The organism is Peribacillus sp. NPDC058002 (assembly GCF_042886655.1).
GTDB lineage: Bacteria > Bacillota > Bacilli > Bacillales > DSM-1321 > Peribacillus > Peribacillus aracenensis.
This window is the reverse complement of the sequence record NZ_JBHVQU010000003.1, coordinates 45210-61038: the sequence shown is the minus strand read 5'-3', so window position 1 is coordinate 61038 and position 15829 is coordinate 45210. Positions and strand designations below refer to the sequence as shown.

19 protein-coding genes are annotated in these 15829 nt (G+C 42.6%); all 19 read right to left on the bottom strand.

The window, feature by feature from the left end; all coding sequences use genetic code 11:
* Nucleotides 1-2 precede the first annotated feature (2 nt).
* The 19 genes from ACFVSH_RS01550 to ACFVSH_RS01460 all read right to left on the bottom strand — a co-directional run bounded on the left by ACFVSH_RS01550 (nucleotide 3) and on the right by ACFVSH_RS01460 (nucleotide 15803).
* Nucleotides 3-1526 carry an NADH-quinone oxidoreductase subunit M gene (locus tag ACFVSH_RS01550; protein ID WP_387704445.1) on the bottom strand — a complete coding sequence of 508 codons (1524 nt, stop codon included), beginning with the start codon at nucleotides 1524-1526 and terminating at the stop codon, nucleotides 3-5.
* A complete protein-coding gene (gene nuoL, locus ACFVSH_RS01545) occupies nucleotides 1523-3394 on the bottom strand; it encodes an NADH-quinone oxidoreductase subunit L (protein WP_387704443.1) in 1872 nt (623 codons plus the stop codon). The genes ACFVSH_RS01550 and nuoL overlap by 4 nt, the downstream gene beginning before the upstream one ends.
* A gap of 34 nt (nucleotides 3395-3428) precedes the next feature.
* A complete protein-coding gene (gene nuoK, locus ACFVSH_RS01540) occupies nucleotides 3429-3743 on the bottom strand; it encodes an NADH-quinone oxidoreductase subunit NuoK (RefSeq protein WP_098371643.1) in 315 nt (104 codons plus the stop codon).
* Nucleotides 3740-4258 carry an NADH-quinone oxidoreductase subunit J gene (locus ACFVSH_RS01535; protein WP_387601326.1) on the bottom strand — a complete coding sequence of 173 codons (519 nt, stop codon included), beginning with the start codon at nucleotides 4256-4258 and terminating at the stop codon, nucleotides 3740-3742. Before ACFVSH_RS01535 ends, nuoK begins: the two co-directional genes overlap by 4 nt.
* Nucleotides 4255-4674: an NADH-quinone oxidoreductase subunit NuoI gene (nuoI, locus tag ACFVSH_RS01530; protein ID WP_048685828.1), complete on the bottom strand. Its 420-nt coding sequence runs from the start codon at nucleotides 4672-4674 to the stop codon at nucleotides 4255-4257. Before nuoI ends, ACFVSH_RS01535 begins: the two co-directional genes overlap by 4 nt.
* 33 nt (nucleotides 4675-4707) lie before the next feature.
* The gene (gene nuoH, locus ACFVSH_RS01525; RefSeq protein ID WP_387601328.1) at nucleotides 4708-5715 is read right to left on the bottom strand and encodes an NADH-quinone oxidoreductase subunit NuoH; all 1008 of its coding nucleotides are present in this window, start codon (nucleotides 5713-5715) and stop codon (nucleotides 4708-4710) included.
* Nucleotides 5716-6813: an NADH-quinone oxidoreductase subunit D gene (locus tag ACFVSH_RS01520; RefSeq protein ID WP_192207247.1), complete on the bottom strand. Its 1098-nt coding sequence runs from the start codon at nucleotides 6811-6813 to the stop codon at nucleotides 5716-5718.
* A gap of 5 nt (nucleotides 6814-6818) precedes the next feature.
* Nucleotides 6819-7634, bottom strand: a complete 816-nt coding sequence (locus tag ACFVSH_RS01515; protein ID WP_387704441.1) for an NADH-quinone oxidoreductase subunit C — start codon at nucleotides 7632-7634, stop codon at nucleotides 6819-6821.
* Nucleotides 7635-8111, bottom strand: a complete 477-nt coding sequence (locus ACFVSH_RS01510; protein WP_179086075.1) for a NuoB/complex I 20 kDa subunit family protein — start codon at nucleotides 8109-8111, stop codon at nucleotides 7635-7637.
* A 26-nt stretch (nucleotides 8112-8137) separates the two neighbouring features.
* Nucleotides 8138-8512: an NADH-quinone oxidoreductase subunit A gene (locus tag ACFVSH_RS01505; protein WP_076368347.1), complete on the bottom strand. Its 375-nt coding sequence runs from the start codon at nucleotides 8510-8512 to the stop codon at nucleotides 8138-8140.
* Nucleotides 8513-8853: 341 nt separating this feature from the next.
* Nucleotides 8854-9255, bottom strand: coding sequence for a F0F1 ATP synthase subunit epsilon (locus tag ACFVSH_RS01500; RefSeq protein WP_034315803.1), 402 nt, complete (start codon nucleotides 9253-9255; stop codon nucleotides 8854-8856).
* Between the two features lie 25 nt (nucleotides 9256-9280).
* Nucleotides 9281-10678 carry a F0F1 ATP synthase subunit beta gene (atpD, locus tag ACFVSH_RS01495; RefSeq protein ID WP_192207249.1) on the bottom strand — a complete coding sequence of 466 codons (1398 nt, stop codon included), beginning with the start codon at nucleotides 10676-10678 and terminating at the stop codon, nucleotides 9281-9283.
* Between the two features lie 88 nt (nucleotides 10679-10766).
* Nucleotides 10767-11627, bottom strand: coding sequence for a F0F1 ATP synthase subunit gamma (locus ACFVSH_RS01490; protein WP_192207250.1), 861 nt, complete (start codon nucleotides 11625-11627; stop codon nucleotides 10767-10769).
* A 37-nt stretch (nucleotides 11628-11664) separates the two neighbouring features.
* A complete protein-coding gene (atpA, locus tag ACFVSH_RS01485) occupies nucleotides 11665-13173 on the bottom strand; it encodes a F0F1 ATP synthase subunit alpha (protein ID WP_034315812.1) in 1509 nt (502 codons plus the stop codon).
* 24 nt (nucleotides 13174-13197) lie between these two features.
* Entirely contained in the window at nucleotides 13198-13734 is a 537-nt protein-coding gene (locus tag ACFVSH_RS01480; protein WP_192207251.1) for a F0F1 ATP synthase subunit delta, read from the bottom strand.
* Nucleotides 13731-14249 (bottom strand): F0F1 ATP synthase subunit B, encoded by a 519-nt coding sequence (gene atpF / locus ACFVSH_RS01475; RefSeq protein ID WP_260286886.1) that lies wholly within the window; start codon nucleotides 14247-14249, stop codon nucleotides 13731-13733. The genes ACFVSH_RS01480 and atpF overlap by 4 nt, the downstream gene beginning before the upstream one ends.
* A 149-nt stretch (nucleotides 14250-14398) precedes the next feature.
* Nucleotides 14399-14623 carry a F0F1 ATP synthase subunit C gene (gene atpE, locus ACFVSH_RS01470; RefSeq protein WP_034315818.1) on the bottom strand — a complete coding sequence of 75 codons (225 nt, stop codon included), beginning with the start codon at nucleotides 14621-14623 and terminating at the stop codon, nucleotides 14399-14401.
* A gap of 72 nt (nucleotides 14624-14695) precedes the next feature.
* Nucleotides 14696-15412 carry a F0F1 ATP synthase subunit A gene (gene atpB, locus ACFVSH_RS01465; protein ID WP_387601342.1) on the bottom strand — a complete coding sequence of 239 codons (717 nt, stop codon included), beginning with the start codon at nucleotides 15410-15412 and terminating at the stop codon, nucleotides 14696-14698.
* A 22-nt stretch (nucleotides 15413-15434) separates the two neighbouring features.
* A complete protein-coding gene (locus ACFVSH_RS01460; RefSeq protein WP_192207254.1) occupies nucleotides 15435-15803 on the bottom strand; it encodes an ATP synthase subunit I in 369 nt (122 codons plus the stop codon).
* Between the last annotated feature and the right edge of the window lie 26 nt (nucleotides 15804-15829).

The window sequence follows — 15829 nt, the reverse complement described above, 5'->3', positions numbered from 1 at the left end:
CTTCATCGCCCCCCTAGAGCTAGCATCATGGCTTCAATCGTTCCTTGAAGAGGCCGGCCTAACAAATTTGGGTATACCCCAACAGTTATTATCAAACCGAGAAGAACCAATGCAGGCAAAAACTCCCAGCCCCTAAGGTCCCGTTTCTCTGTTTCTATCAAGCTATCATTTTTCCCGAAAGTCATCAGCATGACCGCCCTCAGTACATAAACAGCGGTTAATACCAGACCGATCACCCCTATTGCCGCAAGCAACGGCTGACTTTTGAATAAACCAAGAAATACCATGAATTCGCTGATGAAGCCGGACATGCCAGGCAAACCGAGTGAAGCCAGCCCACTGGCTAACATGAACCCTGAAAAAATCGGCATCGACTTGGCCAAGCCCCCAAGCTTAGGAAGCATCGTCGTTCCCGTCCGCTCATACAACACTCCCACCAGGAAAAACAACAAAGCGGCAATTAGCCCGTGTGAGATGACTTGAAAAGTGGCTCCCTGAATGCCCGCTTCATTCAAGGCTCCCAGCCCCATCATGACGATACCCATATGTGAGATGGACGAGTAGGCTAAAACGAGCTTGAAATCCGTTTGTACCAACGCTAGAAATGCACCATACAAAAAACTGATGACCCCAAACAGGACAATGGTAAAGGCCAAGCTTTTATATTGTTCCGGAAATATCCCCATTCCGAACCGGATGATTCCGTATGCCCCTATTTTCAATAGGACACCCGCATGTATCATGACTATGGATGGAGGAGCTTCTGCATGGACCCGCACCATCCAGCTGTGAAAGGGAAAGACGGGCAGCTTTATCGCAAATGCAACGAGAAAGGCGAGACATAAACCATATTTCATCGAACCGGATATGGGTGCAAAAAGCGAAACACCGCCCATTGTCATCATCTGTGTCAATGCCGCAATGTTAGTCGTACCTGTCCTGGCAAACAAAATCAAAATGGCCACCAATAAAACGGCCGAACCAATGCCATTATAAATCAGAAAACTATAAGAAGCTTTTTCCCTCTCCAGAAAGCCCCATCTACCAATTAAAAAGAAAGCTGGAATCAATGTCATTTCAAAAAAGATGAAAAAAAGGATCAAATTTTCTGCCGTGAAGACACCGAGCATTCCGATCTCCAGGATCAAAAATAACAAATAATACCCTTTCCAATCTTTTTTTATATAAATGGACGCGATTGCGGCCAGAGATGAAATGATTGTTGTCAGTAATATGAAGATGAGGCTTAAGCCATCCAGCCCCAACTCAAAGTCAACCGTGAAGAGTTTGGGATCATACATCTCCAAGTTCCCAAACCTGATCCAATTCAATTTAATGTCAAATTCGGATAGGGCCACACCCGAATAATATTGGCTGCATAGAAAGAACGATAGGAAAAGGGGAGGCAGTGTTCCGAAAAAGCCAAATTGTTTAATCGTTCTTTCCTCATTTTTCGGCATGAGGGCAACCATCACTATGCCCAGCAGCGGTGAAAACACTAATAGCGAGAGCAAATAGACATTCATCTTAGATACCCCCCAGTCACTGCATAAATCACCAACAGTACCGCAAGACCCAGAAAGGCTATCATGCCATATTGCTGTACCTGTCCCGTTTGCAGTTTAGACCCAATTTTCCCCAACCCTTCTATTGAACTTGTTACAGTGGAAACCAGGCCACCGACAATGAACCTTTCAATATAAGATAGGAATAAACTAAAGCCTTTGATTGCATAACCTGCAGTAAAATGGTAAATCTCATCAATATAATACTTATTTTCCAAAACCCTATAGACCCCGGAGTTTTCTTTGACAAGCCACTCCCGAGGTAATGTCTTTTTAGCATATATCATATAAGCAAGGCATATCCCGGCCAGCGATACAATCACGGCCATCAACATGACCCAAACAGGCCCCTCACTATGGCTGGCGCCTAGAAGAGATTCATTTCCCTCCACAAGCCACTCCCCAAGGAAGGTTCCAAACCATGGTGTTTGGATATACCCACCGATTATAGCAAGAAAGGCCAATGCGAGCATCGGAATTAACATGATGGAAGGTGACTCCTTGACCTGTTTGACTTGACTGCGCGAATCGCCTGCAAATATCATGAAAAACAGCCGGAACATATAAAACGCAGTTAAAAAGGAGGTAACCACCGCTAGACCAAACAATATATAACTACCATTCTCCCAGGCGGCCATCAGAATTTCATCTTTACTGAAAAAACCCGAGAGCAATGGAAACCCGGATATCGCCAAAGTGCCAGTCAAGAACAGCGGCCCAGTCCAATTCAACTTACCCCATAAGCCGCCCATCTTTTCCATATCCTGTGTATGTATGGCGTGAATAACACTGCCTGCAGCCAAAAACAGCAATGCTTTAAAAAAGGCATGGGTCATTAAATGAAACACCCCGGCCACATATCCCGAAGTACCCAAAGCAAGCATCATAAAACCAAGCTGGGAGATTGTCGAGTAGGCCAATACACGCTTAACATCCTTTTGCACTATGGCAATGCTTGCGGCAAATATGGCTGTAATTCCACCTGTTATTGCGACGACCTGTATCGCAGCAGAACTAGCCATGAATAACGGAAACATGGCCGCTACCAGGTAAACCCCTGCAGCAACCATCGTTGCTGCGTGTATCAATGCGGAAACCGGAGTCGGGCCTTCCATTGCATCCGGAAGCCATGTGTGAAGTGGAAATTGTCCAGACTTCCCAACCGCTCCGATAAAAATCAAAATAGCGATTAATGTCAGTTTTCCACTTGATATCATGCCCGCTTGAACAGCTTGAAAGATCTCTCCATATTCAAAGCTGCCTGTTTCCCAGAATAGAAGAATGATGCCGATTAAGAGCCCTACATCCCCAATCCTGGTCATGATGAATGCCTTCTTCGCTGCAGCCTTAGCTTCCAGTTTATAAAAGTAAAATCCGATGAGCAGGAAAGAACCCACCCCGACCAATTCCCAGAAGATATAAAGCTGTAATAAATTAGGTGCCATGACTAGACCAAGCATGGCAAAGGTGAAGAAGCCCAGATAAGCATAAAAAATGGAGAATCGCACTTCACCCTTCATATACCCCTGCGAATATATCTGGACAAGCAGGCTGACAAGGGAAACGATCACAAGCATCAAGGCATTAAGCTGATTGATCTCGAATCCGGCTGTAAGTTGCGTCCCTCCGAAGGAAAGCCAGTCTATCGATATATTATACGTAGGTTCTTTAAATCGTTCTAACAGGACAAGCAACGATAAAACAAACGAAGCCAATGTACATATTATTCCTATAATAGCCCCTCGTTCCCGCAACCGCCCGCCTGATAGAAGCAGAACCAGAAACGTGACGAGTGGAAAGATCGGTATGAGCCATGCGTGCTCCATCATCGTATCAAATCCCCTTCTTCATTTATATAAACCTTCAATTCTTCATTATTTCCATTTCATCGACATTGACCGTCTTCCGATTGCGATAAAGGGACATTAGTATAGCCAGCCCTACAGCAGCCTCGGCCGCTGCTATCGTAATCGTGAATAAGGAAAAAACTTGACCCGTAATGGATGGCGTTACCCCGAATTTACTGAAGGCAACTAAATTGATATTCGCGGCGTTCAGCATCAGCTCGATTGAAATCAAAACAATGACCGCATTTCTTTTCGTCAAGGCCCCATACAGCCCTATACAAAATAAAACGAGTGCCAATACAAGGTAAGCCGACAAGGGAACTCCCGTCATGATCGCTCTCCCTCCTCATCATCTTTTTTAGCCAATACGATGGCACCGACTAAAGCAACAAGCAGGAGTACCGACATCACTTCAAATGGAATCACATATTTTGAAAAAATTTCGATTCCTATTTGCTTTGTATTTTCCTCATGCAAGGCCGTTGGCTGTACAGGTATATCCAGATTATAAATCCCCAGATAAACCGCCACGGCGAATCCAGCAACCGCTGCGAGCACGGAGAATTTCCCCCAGCCCCCTTTAGCGGGTGCATCATTTTCCTGGTGCTTTGTCAGCATAATCCCGAATAGCATCACGATCGTGATTGCCCCTGAATAAATAAGGATTTGGACAATGGCGACAAACTCGGCGGAAAGCAACATATAAAGGCCTGCAATGCCCAAGAAAGTAAAAACAAGTGCAATTACCATGTGCACCACTTTTGTTAACGTAATCAGCAGCACCCCGCCTAATATCGCGACGAGTGCCAAACCAATAAAGGCAATTAATTCACCCGACAAACTCATACTTTATTCACCTTCCGGATATTTTCATCATTTTCATCCAGCCATTCCAGATTTTTAAATAGATGATCACGGCTATACTCGGCCAGCTCGAATTGGTTCGTCATCACTATCGCTTCTGTAGGGCAGACCTCCGTACATAAATCACATAAAATGCAAATCTCGAAATTGATGTCATACGTATCGATGATTTTCCCTTTTTTCGATGGGTCCGGATGTTTCTTACCGGTTAATTGAATACAATCAGTTGGACAAATCGTCACGCATTGATTGCATACAATACACTTTTCAGGATAGAATTTTTGGATTCCTCGGAATCGGTCAGGGAGCGGAAGCGGCTCATTCGGGTAGTCATAGGTCACTTTTTTCCTCGTCAAGTTCTTTAATGTATAGGTTAAACCTTTTGCTAAACCAAGCATATAAATCCCTCGCTTTCCGACCAGCTTATGTTTCTAAAAAAGGTTAATCAATTCTTTTATTAGTGCCGTCAAAAATATATTTGCTAATGCTACCGGAAGCAGCACCTTCCATCCGAATTCCATCAATTGGTCGGCCCTTATACGAGGAAAGGTTACACGAATCCAGACCAATACATAGAATACGGCACTGAACTTCAGACCGAACCAGATGGCATCCGGAATAAAATCCAAAAACGGAATAGAATTCCATCCTCCCAAAAATAATACAGTGGTTAGAGTTGCCATTGCAAACATATACACATATTCGGATAACATGAAGAAGGCCCATCGAAATCCAGAGTATTCAACATGATAGCCTGCAACAAGTTCTGATTCCGCTTCCGGAAGGTCAAAAGGAACCCTGTTCAACTCGGCAACCGCTGCAATGAAAAACACGATAAACGCAATCGGCTGAAGAAAAATGAACCAAACCTTTTCCTGGGCTGCAACTATATCATTCAAGTTTAAACTGCCTGTTAGGAGGACGATTCCCACTAGCGACATCACCAAGGGGATCTCATAAGATATCATTTGCGCGGCTGCCCTCATTCCGCCAATCAAAGAATATTTATTATTGGATGCCCAACCCGCAGTGACGATGCCGATGGTCGATATACCGGAAACCGCAATATAATAAAGCAGTCCGACACCTATATCCGCAAATTGAAAGGCATTGGTGAACGGCAAGGTGGCAAGGACCATGAAAGCAGGTGCAAAAGCAATTACCGGAGCTAAAATATATAACGGCTTATCAGCTTTTTTTGGTATCGTATCCTCCTTGATCAGGAGTTTTAAAACGTCAGCAACCGTCTGCAAGAGACCCCATTTCCCCCCAATTTGGTTTGGGCCGACACGCATTTGCATGAATCCCATGATTTTTCGCTCTGAAAGGATTCCATAGGTTACAAACCCTAATACGACGAACAGGAGCAGGACTGCCAGACCAAAAAAAATGCCAAAATTCAGCAGGCTTGGAGCGGAGTGGAGAAGATCCTTGATCATTTATCCATCAACCTCCCCTAAAACGATATCGATTGCACCTAATATCGTTATCAAGTTCGCCATATTTTCCCCTTCCAATAATTTCGGTAGAATTTGCAGATTATAAAATGAAGGTCTGCGAAATTTCAAACGGTATGGCTCCTTTTTCCCTTCACTCGCGATATAACAGCCTATTTCCCCTCTTGGCGATTCAATTCGGACAAATGCTTCCCCCTTCGGAACCTTTATTATTTTAGGGACCTTAGCAAGGATTGGCCCTTCTGGAAATTGCTCAACAGCCTGCTCGATGATTTTCAGTGATTGTTCGATTTCCTCCATTCTACAGTGATAGCGTGAAAACGCATCACCCTCTTCCCTTGTAGGAACATCGAATGTGAACCTGTCGTAAATGGAATATGGCTCATTTTTTCGTAAATCCCATTTCACACCTGTGCACCTTAAGTTGGCACCGCTAAGCGAATACTGCAGGGCTTCCTCCTTCGTATAGATGCCCACCCCTTTAACCCGATTAACAAAGATTTCATTCCCTGTCACAAGCTCATGGTAACCGGCAAGCTGCTCCCTCATATAAGGGACAAACTCGGCAACCTTCGCAATCCAGTCTTCAGGAGCATCCCATTTCACACCTCCGACACGCATATAATTGAATGTAAGGCGTGCCCCTGACAATTCAGTCAATAAATTAACGATCATTTCACGTTCTCTAAATGCGTAAAGGAAAGGGCTCGTCGCACCTATATCCAGCAAGTATGTACCCCACCAGACAAGGTGGCTTGCCACTCTGCCCAACTCCATTGCGATAACCCGCAAATATTCTGCCCTTTCGGGGATTTCCACCCCCATCATTGTCTCAACAGCATGGCAAAGCACATAATTATTTGTCATTGCCGCTAGATAATCGAGCCGATCGGTATATGGGATTATTTGTGTATATTGCAGATTTTCCGCTAGTTTTTCCGTACCGCGATGCAAATACCCAATGACAGGTGTTGCCTCTTTTATAATTTCACCGTCAATCTTGATGACAAGCCGAAAAACACCATGTGTACTCGGATGCTGCGGCCCGACATTGAGAAGCATTTCTTCCGTCCTTAACATTGGGCTTACACCTCCACATCATAAGGCTGGTAATCTTTTCTAAGGGGATACCCCTTCCATTCTTCACCAAGCAAAATCCGCTTTAAATCAGGGTGTTCATTAAAGTTAATACCTAATAAATCATACGCCTCACATTCTGGCCAATTTGCCCCTGTCCATAATGGGACCAATGATGGAATAACAGGGGAATCCCTATCAAGTTTCACCTTCAAGGCAACTGATTGGTTCATTTTGAATGAATGTAAATGTACATAGATTTCCATATGGGTTTCAAAGTCCGTACCATGAAGTTCAGATAAATACGAAAAGTTAAGCTGTTCATCGTAGCGCAGAAATTTTGCTATTGAGAAATATGTATCCGGACTGGCCACTAAAGTGGGTACATCTTTTGATAACCTATTAATATAGTGCTCTAACAATGCGTCTTGTCCTACATGGCTCTCAATAGCAGAAACAATTTGATCGAGTTTCGACTGATTTAGGGAAAGTTCGCTAGGGGTGTTAATTTCCTCGCTTTCCTTTACAGCAGTCCTGTTCTTCGCAGCCGCCGCCGCTTTTGCTTTGGCCGCGGCTGCCGCCTTTTGCTTCGCTATATCCATTTCGCCTTCCGGCTTTTCCTCCGCTTCTTCTTTAGCCTTTTTCCGGGCCATTGCCGCTGCCTTCGCCTTGGCCGCGGCCGCCGCTTTTTGCTTCGCTATATCCGTTTCGCCTTCCGGCTTTTCCGCCGCTTCTTCTTTCGCCTTTTTTCGGGCCATTGCTTCAGCCTTCGCCTTGGCCGCTGCCGCCGCCTTTTGCTTCGCCAAGTCCTCCTTTTCACTCATCTATATCACCCGCTTTCCGGTTTTCGCCTCGTAACGGATTTTTTCTTTTAATTTATTGATCCCATAAATAAGTGCAGCTGGATTTGGGGGACAACCCGGTATATATACATCGACAGGTACAATTTGATCTACCCCCTTGACCACTGAGTAAGAGTGAACATAAGGCCCACCAGCAGTTGCACAGGAGCCCATTGCAATAACCCATTTCGGCTCTGGCATTTGTTCGTATAATCTACTTATTATTGGAGCCATTTTTTTCGTTACCGTTCCTGAAACAATCATGACATCCGATTGTCTGGGTGATGTCCGAAAAAATGAACCAAATCGGTCCAAATCATAATGGGAGGAACCGACACCCATCATTTCAATTGCACAACATGCCAAACCGAAAGTCATTGGCCAGAGTGAGTTACTTCTAGCCCAGCCTTTTATTTGCTCAAGTGTGGATAAAAAAATGCTATGGCGTATTTCTTCCATTTCTTTGGGGGTAAGTTCATCCAGCTTCAATTCCACTTTAACACCTTCTTTTTCCAAGCGTAAATTAGCCCAAGCATTAGGATCAGGACAAAAAAAAGCATTTCAATCAATGCAAACAGTCCGAGTTCATCATAGGCAACCGCCCATGGGTAAAGAAAAACCGTTTCTACATCAAATATGACGAACATCAATCCGAATAGATAATACCTGACATTGAATTGAACCCTTGAATCCTGAAAAGGCTCGATCCCACTTTCATACGTCGTATATTTCATATCTGTCGGCTTATAAGGCCTTAGCAGTCTACCAAGAAATAAAGCGATCACAGGTAATAAAATGCCTAGACAAAGGAAAACAAATACAATTAAATAATTATTTTGGTAAATATGCAGCTGTCCCATGCTCATCTCCCTTTATGGATAAAAAATGTTAAATGGGTACAATACAAATTTGCTTGTCTTCTTTTTGGATAGCGTTTTAAATATTATGCAGGGTAACACTCTTTTAGAAGCAACGTGAAAGGAGGGGGTATGAAGTAATAAATGTAAGCGTATACATTATAACATTAGGATAAAATCATGTCGACGAGTTAAGGTTTAAAATGGAAAATACTTTACTCTATAATTCGACCTTTTTTTCCTAATTCCTATATTCAATGCCAATAATCCTCAAAAACCTTCTAAATAAAAAAACACCTGATCTTACCACGAATGGTTTGATCAGGTGTTTTCATAAATTAAAGTTATCGCATTTCTGCAATTTGGATTCGGTTGATGGCACGTTTAAGCGCTAAATCAGCTCTTTTGGCATCATTTGATCCATCATTGTTCTGCAATCTTTGTTCAGCACGGGCTTTTGCTGCTTGAGCACGTGCAAGATCGATAGTTTCAGCTCTTTCAGCAGATTGAGCCAAAATGGTTACCACATCAGGGCGAACTTCCAAGAAGCCACCATTTACAGCTACATAGTCTGTGTTGCTTCCATTCTTAAGACGGACAGCACCAATGGTAAGCGGGGCTACAGTTGGAACGTGCCCAGCCATGATTCCCAGCTCACCGCTTTTAGCTTTAGTGCTTACCATTTCAACTTCTGCATCATATACTGGGCCATCGGGAGTAACAACATTGACTTTAATGGTCTTCATTTCATTCCCTCCTAGGTCCCTTTAATTAAGCCATTTCTTTTGCTTTAGCAACAACTTCTTCGATGCGGCCAACTAGACGGAAAGCATCTTCAGGAAGTTCGTCATATTTTCCAGCTAGGATATCTTTGAATCCTTGGACTGTTTCTTTAACTGGTACATAAGATCCTTTTTGACCAGTAAATTGTTCAGCCACGTGGAAATTTTGTGACAAGAAGTTTTGAATTCTACGAGCACGTGCAACGATTACTTTTTCGTCTTCGCTTAACTCGTCCATACCCAAGATCGCAATAATATCTTGAAGTTCTTTATATTTCTGTAAAGTTGATTGAACTTGACGGGCCACTTCATAGTGCTCAGCTCCAACGACTTCTGGGCTAAGAGCACGAGAAGAAGATGCCAATGGATCAACTGCAGGATAGATACCCATTTCAGAAAGCTTACGCTCAAGGTTAGTTGTTGCATCCAAGTGAGCGAAAGTTGTAGCTGGAGCCGGATCCGTATAGTCATCGGCAGGTACATAGATCGCTTGAATAGATGTAACAGAACCTTTATTAGTTGAAGTGATACGTTCTTGTAATTGACCCATTTCTGTAGCAAGCGTTGGTTGGTAACCTACCGCTGAAGGCATACGGCCTAGAAGGGCAGAAACCTCTGAACCTGCTTGAGTGAAACGGAAGATGTTATCGATGAAGAAAAGAACGTCTTGTCCTTGTTCGTCACGGAAATATTCAGCCATTGTCAAACCACTTAGAGCTACACGCATACGTGCACCTGGTGGCTCGTTCATTTGTCCGAATACCATCGCTGTTTTCTTAATAACACCAGAATCAGTCATCTCGTAGAAAAGGTCATTTCCTTCACGAGTACGCTCGCCTACACCAGCGAATACAGAGATACCGCCGTGCTCTTGTGCGATGTTATTAATAAGTTCTTGGATAAGTACAGTTTTACCTACACCAGCACCACCAAAGAGACCGATTTTACCACCTTTGATGTAAGGAGCAAGTAAATCTACTACTTTAATACCAGTTTCAAGAATTTCAACTGTTGTTGATAAGTCCTCAAAAGTTGGTGCTTGTCTGTGAATTGGATCACGACGCACCTCTGCTGTAAGTGGTTCAAATAGGTCAATGTTTTCCCCTAATACGTTGAAAACGCGGCCTAGAGTCACTTCACCTACAGGAACGGAAATTGGAGCTCCTGTATCAACTGTCTCTGCACCACGAGTTAAACCATCAGTGGAAGACATTGCTACAGTACGAACTGTATTATCACCTAGTTGAAGGGCTACTTCAAGAGTTAGTCCTGTACCAGACGCTGTATTTTCGATTCTTAACGCGTTATAGATCTTAGGAAGTTGTCCGTCTTCGAATTTCACGTCAACAACCGGACCCATAACTTGAGTAACGCGTCCTATATTCATCGTTTTCCCTCCTAACGTTGCTTATAACGACTATCGAGATTATGGAACGGCCAAGCTTCGTCCGGGCCGACCGTCCCCTTTTATGATTTTATTCTAAAGCAGCTGCACCGCCGACAATTTCCGTGATTTCTTGAGTAATTGCGGCCTGACGTGCACGGTTATATTGCAATGAAAGCGAGTCGATCAATTCTTTCGCATTATCGGTTGCATTTTTCATTGCAGTCATACGTGCAGAGTGCTCACTTGCTTTACCATCTAATAAAGCACCATAAATTAAACTTTCTGCGTACTGAGGTAGTAATACCTCAAGAATTTCTTCTGCATTCGGTTCAAATTCATAAGAAGTCAATGCTGCATTGGAAGTATTAAAGTCAGCTAAAGGAAGGACTTGCGTTTCCGTTACATCCTGTTGGATTGGGCTGACATAATGGTTATAGTACATATAAAGCTCATCACACAGTTCATTTAGATACAAATTCACTGTTGATTTAGCAAGGGAGCTAATGTCAGCGAAAGACGGCTGATCAGGAACCCCAGTTACTTCAAGCTCTACGTGCATATTACGGCTGACAAAGAAATCACGGCCAACCCTTCCGATTGCGATAATGACGAACTCATCATTGGATTTATGGCGTTCAAGAATAGTTTTATGAACGTGGCGAAGGATGCTACTGTTGTATGCTCCTGCCAATCCGCGGTCCGATGTGATTACCAGGTAACCGGTTTTCTTCACTGGACGTGAGACAAGCATTGGATGAGATGCACCCGTACTTCCGTTCGCAATACTTGATACTACTTCTTGAATTTTTTCCATATATGGAACATATGCCTTAGCATTAGCTTCAGCACGGTTCATTTTAGAAGCAGATACCATCTGCATCGCTTTTGTAATTTGACTCGTCTTTTTCGTTGAAGTAATCCGAGACTTAATATCGCGTAAAGAGGCCATTCATTCTCACCACCCTTTATAAATTAGTTAGACCTTATTATTCAGAAATAACGAAGTTCTTTTTGAACTCGTTAATTGCAGCAACGATAGCAGCGTCTTCAGGAAGACCTTTAGTTGTGCGAATGTGATCTAATAATTCCGGATGAGAACGATCTAGGAACACATAGTATTCTTCTTCAAAACGAAGGATGTCCGATACTGGAATATCATCTAGATGACCTTTAGTCAATGCATAGAAAATCATGACTTGTTTTTCAACTTTAATTGGTTTATTTAGATCTTGCTTAAGAACTTCAACTGTACGAGCACCACGGTTAAGTTTTGCTTGAGTAGCAGCATCAAGATCAGAACCGAATTGAGAGAATGCTTCCAATTCACGATAAGAAGCTAAGTCCAGACGTAATGTACCCGCAACTTTTTTCATCGCTTTTATTTGTGCAGATCCACCAACACGGGATACGGAAAGACCAGCGTTAATCGCAGGGCGTACACCTGAGAAGAACAAATCGGATTGTAAGAAGATTTGTCCGTCTGTGATGGAAATAACGTTTGTTGGAATGTAAGCAGAGATATCGCCTGCTTGTGTTTCAACAAATGGAAGCGCAGTAATTGAACCGGCACCTAAAGTGTCATTCAATTTAGCTGCACGCTCAAGTAAGCGGGAGTGCAAGTAGAATACATCCCCAGGGAATGCTTCACGACCTGGAGGACGGCGAAGAAGCAAGGAAAGTTCACGGTATGCTGATGCTTGTTTAGAAAGATCATCATATACCACTAAAACGTGCTTGCCAGCGAACATGAACTCTTCACCCATAGTCACACCAGCATATGGAGCTAGATATAAAAGTGGTGCTGGTTGAGAAGCTGATGCAGATACAACAATTGTGTAATCTAGTGCACCATTTTTACGTAGTGTCTCAACTGTTCCACGAACTGTTGATTCTTTTTGACCAATAGCAACATAAATACAGATCATGTCTTGGTCAGCTTGGTTAAGGATTGTATCGATCGCAACTGATGTTTTACCAGTTTGGCGGTCACCAATGATTAACTCACGTTGTCCGCGTCCGATTGGCACTAGAGCATCGATCGCTTTAATCCCTGTTTGTAATGGTTCATGAACAGATTTACGGTCCATAACACCTGTTGCAGGGCTTTCGATTGGACGAGTTTTTGTTGTAGCGATTGGACCAAGACCATCTAATGGCTGTCCTAGCGGATTCACGACACGTCCGATTAATTCTTCTCCAACTGGCACTTCCATGATACGGCCAGTACGGCGTACTTCACTGCCTTCTTGAATGTCTCTGAATGGTCCAAGAATAACAACACCTACGTTATTTTGCTCAAGGTTTTGTGCCAATCCCATTGAACCATTAGAAAATTCTAAGAGCTCCCCAGCCATTGCATTATCTAAACCATGAACGCGAGCGATACCATCACCAACAGTGATTACTGTACCTACATCGCTTACTTTAATTTCCGACTGATAGTTTTCAATCTGCTTTTTAATCAGCGCACTGATTTCTTCAGCTTTGATGCTCATGAATTTCACCCCTATCTGTGAATATTAACCTAATAGTTGTTTGCTAAGGCGATCAAGCTTCCCGCTTATCGTCCCGTCATAAATACGGTTACCGATTTGAAGTTTGATGCCGCCAAGAATATTGCTATCCGTAACATTAGTGATACGCAAATTACGTTTGCCGATTTTTGCAGCAAAAGCTGAAGACACAGCTTCCGCTTCAGCTTCAGTTAAAGGATTAACTGTATAAACAGTCGCATCCGCTACTGAATTTTCTTCATTCGCAAGTTCAATGAACTCTTGTGCCATAGCAGTCACTTCACCTGTACGATGACGCTCCACCATTAACATTACAGTATTTTGAACGGAAGACGAAAGACTTGCAAATGCATTTGCAAGCAATGTATTTTTTGCATCGCTAGTCATTTTAGGATGAGCCAAGAAGTTCAATAGCTCTTTATCATTTGTGAAAACTTCATTCACTATGCGAAGCTCTTCTTCAAGTTGGTTAATGAGATTTTGCTCTTTCGCAATTTGGAAAAGAGCTACAGCATAACGTCCTGCTACAGTTATATCGCTCATTTACCTTCTCCTGCCTCTTGAATATATTCATTGATTAGTTTTTCTTGATCAGCTGATGAAAGTTCTTTCTCAATTACCTTAGAGGCGATCATAACAGATAATGAAGCTACTTGCTCGCGTAATGCGGCAACTGCTTTTTCTCTCTCTTGAACGATTTCACGTTTTGCTGATTCTTTAACACGCTCAGCCTCTGCACGCGCTTGTTTAATGATATCTTCGCGTTGTGCTTCGCCTTGCTGCTTGGCATTCTCTATAAGTTGTCCCGCTTCAGTGCGAGATTGTTTTACGATTTCACGCTGTTCTTCTAAATATTTCAGTGCTTCTTTTCTACTAACTTCAGCTGCTTCAATTTCATTCGCAACATGCTCTTCACGTTCTTTCATGATGCCCATTAGCGGACCCCATGCAAACTTCTTAAGCAACGCTAACAAAATAATAAAGATTACAAGCTGGTATATGATATCCCCACCATTAAAGTGGACTGCTTGACCAAGAACATAATTGCTTGTTAACACGCTCGGTTCACTCCCTTCATGAGATTCACTATTGAAGTTCTGTATTTTCGATTGACAGTATCACTGTCATAAATGTCACTTTAACACAGAGCAATGGCGAAGGTTCTCCTTGGATCATCTTCGCCATTATTGAACTTTTTCAAGTTATCTTATTTGCCCATTACAATAAACGCGATAACTACAGCGATGATTGGAAGTGCCTCAACTAACGCAATACCAACGAACATTGTAGTTTGAAGCATACCACGAGCTTCTGGCTGACGAGCCATCCCTTCGATTGTACGCCCTACGATAAGACCATTACCAATACCCGCACCTAGTGCACCTAATCCAACTGCGATAGCAGCAGCTATAAGACCTAAAGAACCTGTCATGATAAATTTCCTCCTTGAAATGTTGTTTTATTTTTTCATCAATATAATGTTCAGAATGAACAATATTTATAATTAATGGTCGTCACTTACTTTATGGGAAAGATAAACCATCGTTAACATAGTAAAGATAAAAGCTTGAATGGTGCCGACAAAGATACTAAATCCTTCCCAAGCTAACATTGGTATTGCAGCACTGGCTGCACCCACAACACCACTTGTTCCTAGTCCAGCAAGTAAAGTTAATAGTAACTCACCCGCATAAATATTCCCGTAAAGCCGCAATCCTAGAGTTAACGTATTAGCGAACTCCTCAATAATCTTTATCGGAAACAAGAAACCCATTGGTTGGACATAAGTCTTGGCATAATTTTTCATGCCTCTCATCTTGATACCATAATAATGAGTTAAACCCATTACCATAACTGCCAAGGTTAAAGTTATTGCTGGATCAGATGTAGGTGATTTCCACCAAAGTTCATGTCCTATTACAATTGAGAACGGTAATCCTAACATATTTGAAACAAAAATGTACAAAATTAATGTCATTCCCAACATAAGGAACTGACCACCCGTACGCCAATCCATATTGCTGTTGATGATGTTTTTCACAAAATCCATAACCCATTCGATAAAGTTTTGGATTCCTGTTGGCTTCATCGCAAGTTTTCTAGTTGCTGCTACAGCAATAATGAAGACAATGAGACTTGCGATAGTCATCATAAGAACATTAGCCAAGTTGAAATGTATTCCAGTATCCATAAATTCCCACATAGGAGCTTCATGATTCAACAGTATTCACCTCTCTTCTTTACTACCTACGTATGTTTTGCATAAAATAATCTATCATAATGACAAAGTAAACTGTCATTAATCCCAATACCACGCAGACCACTTGAAACTCGTCAGGATATCTCAATGCAATAATTGCAGCTAAACCCGCTACAGACATTCTAGTTAAACTACCAAGGGAGCGCGTTTTCTTACCTTCGGCAACCTCTTGGGCGAACTTTTTGTTCTTTTTGACCATTGACCAGAATATAAATAGGCTGAAGGCAGTTCCAAGCAATAATCCTTGGAAGACAGAATCATGTGAAGTGAAGCCCACCCCGAGTATATAAATACCCATTAAATACAACATGTATTTTAGCTGCCTATTGAACATTTTTTCCAATTCTAGCATTTTGTCATGTAATCTCCCTAGAAATA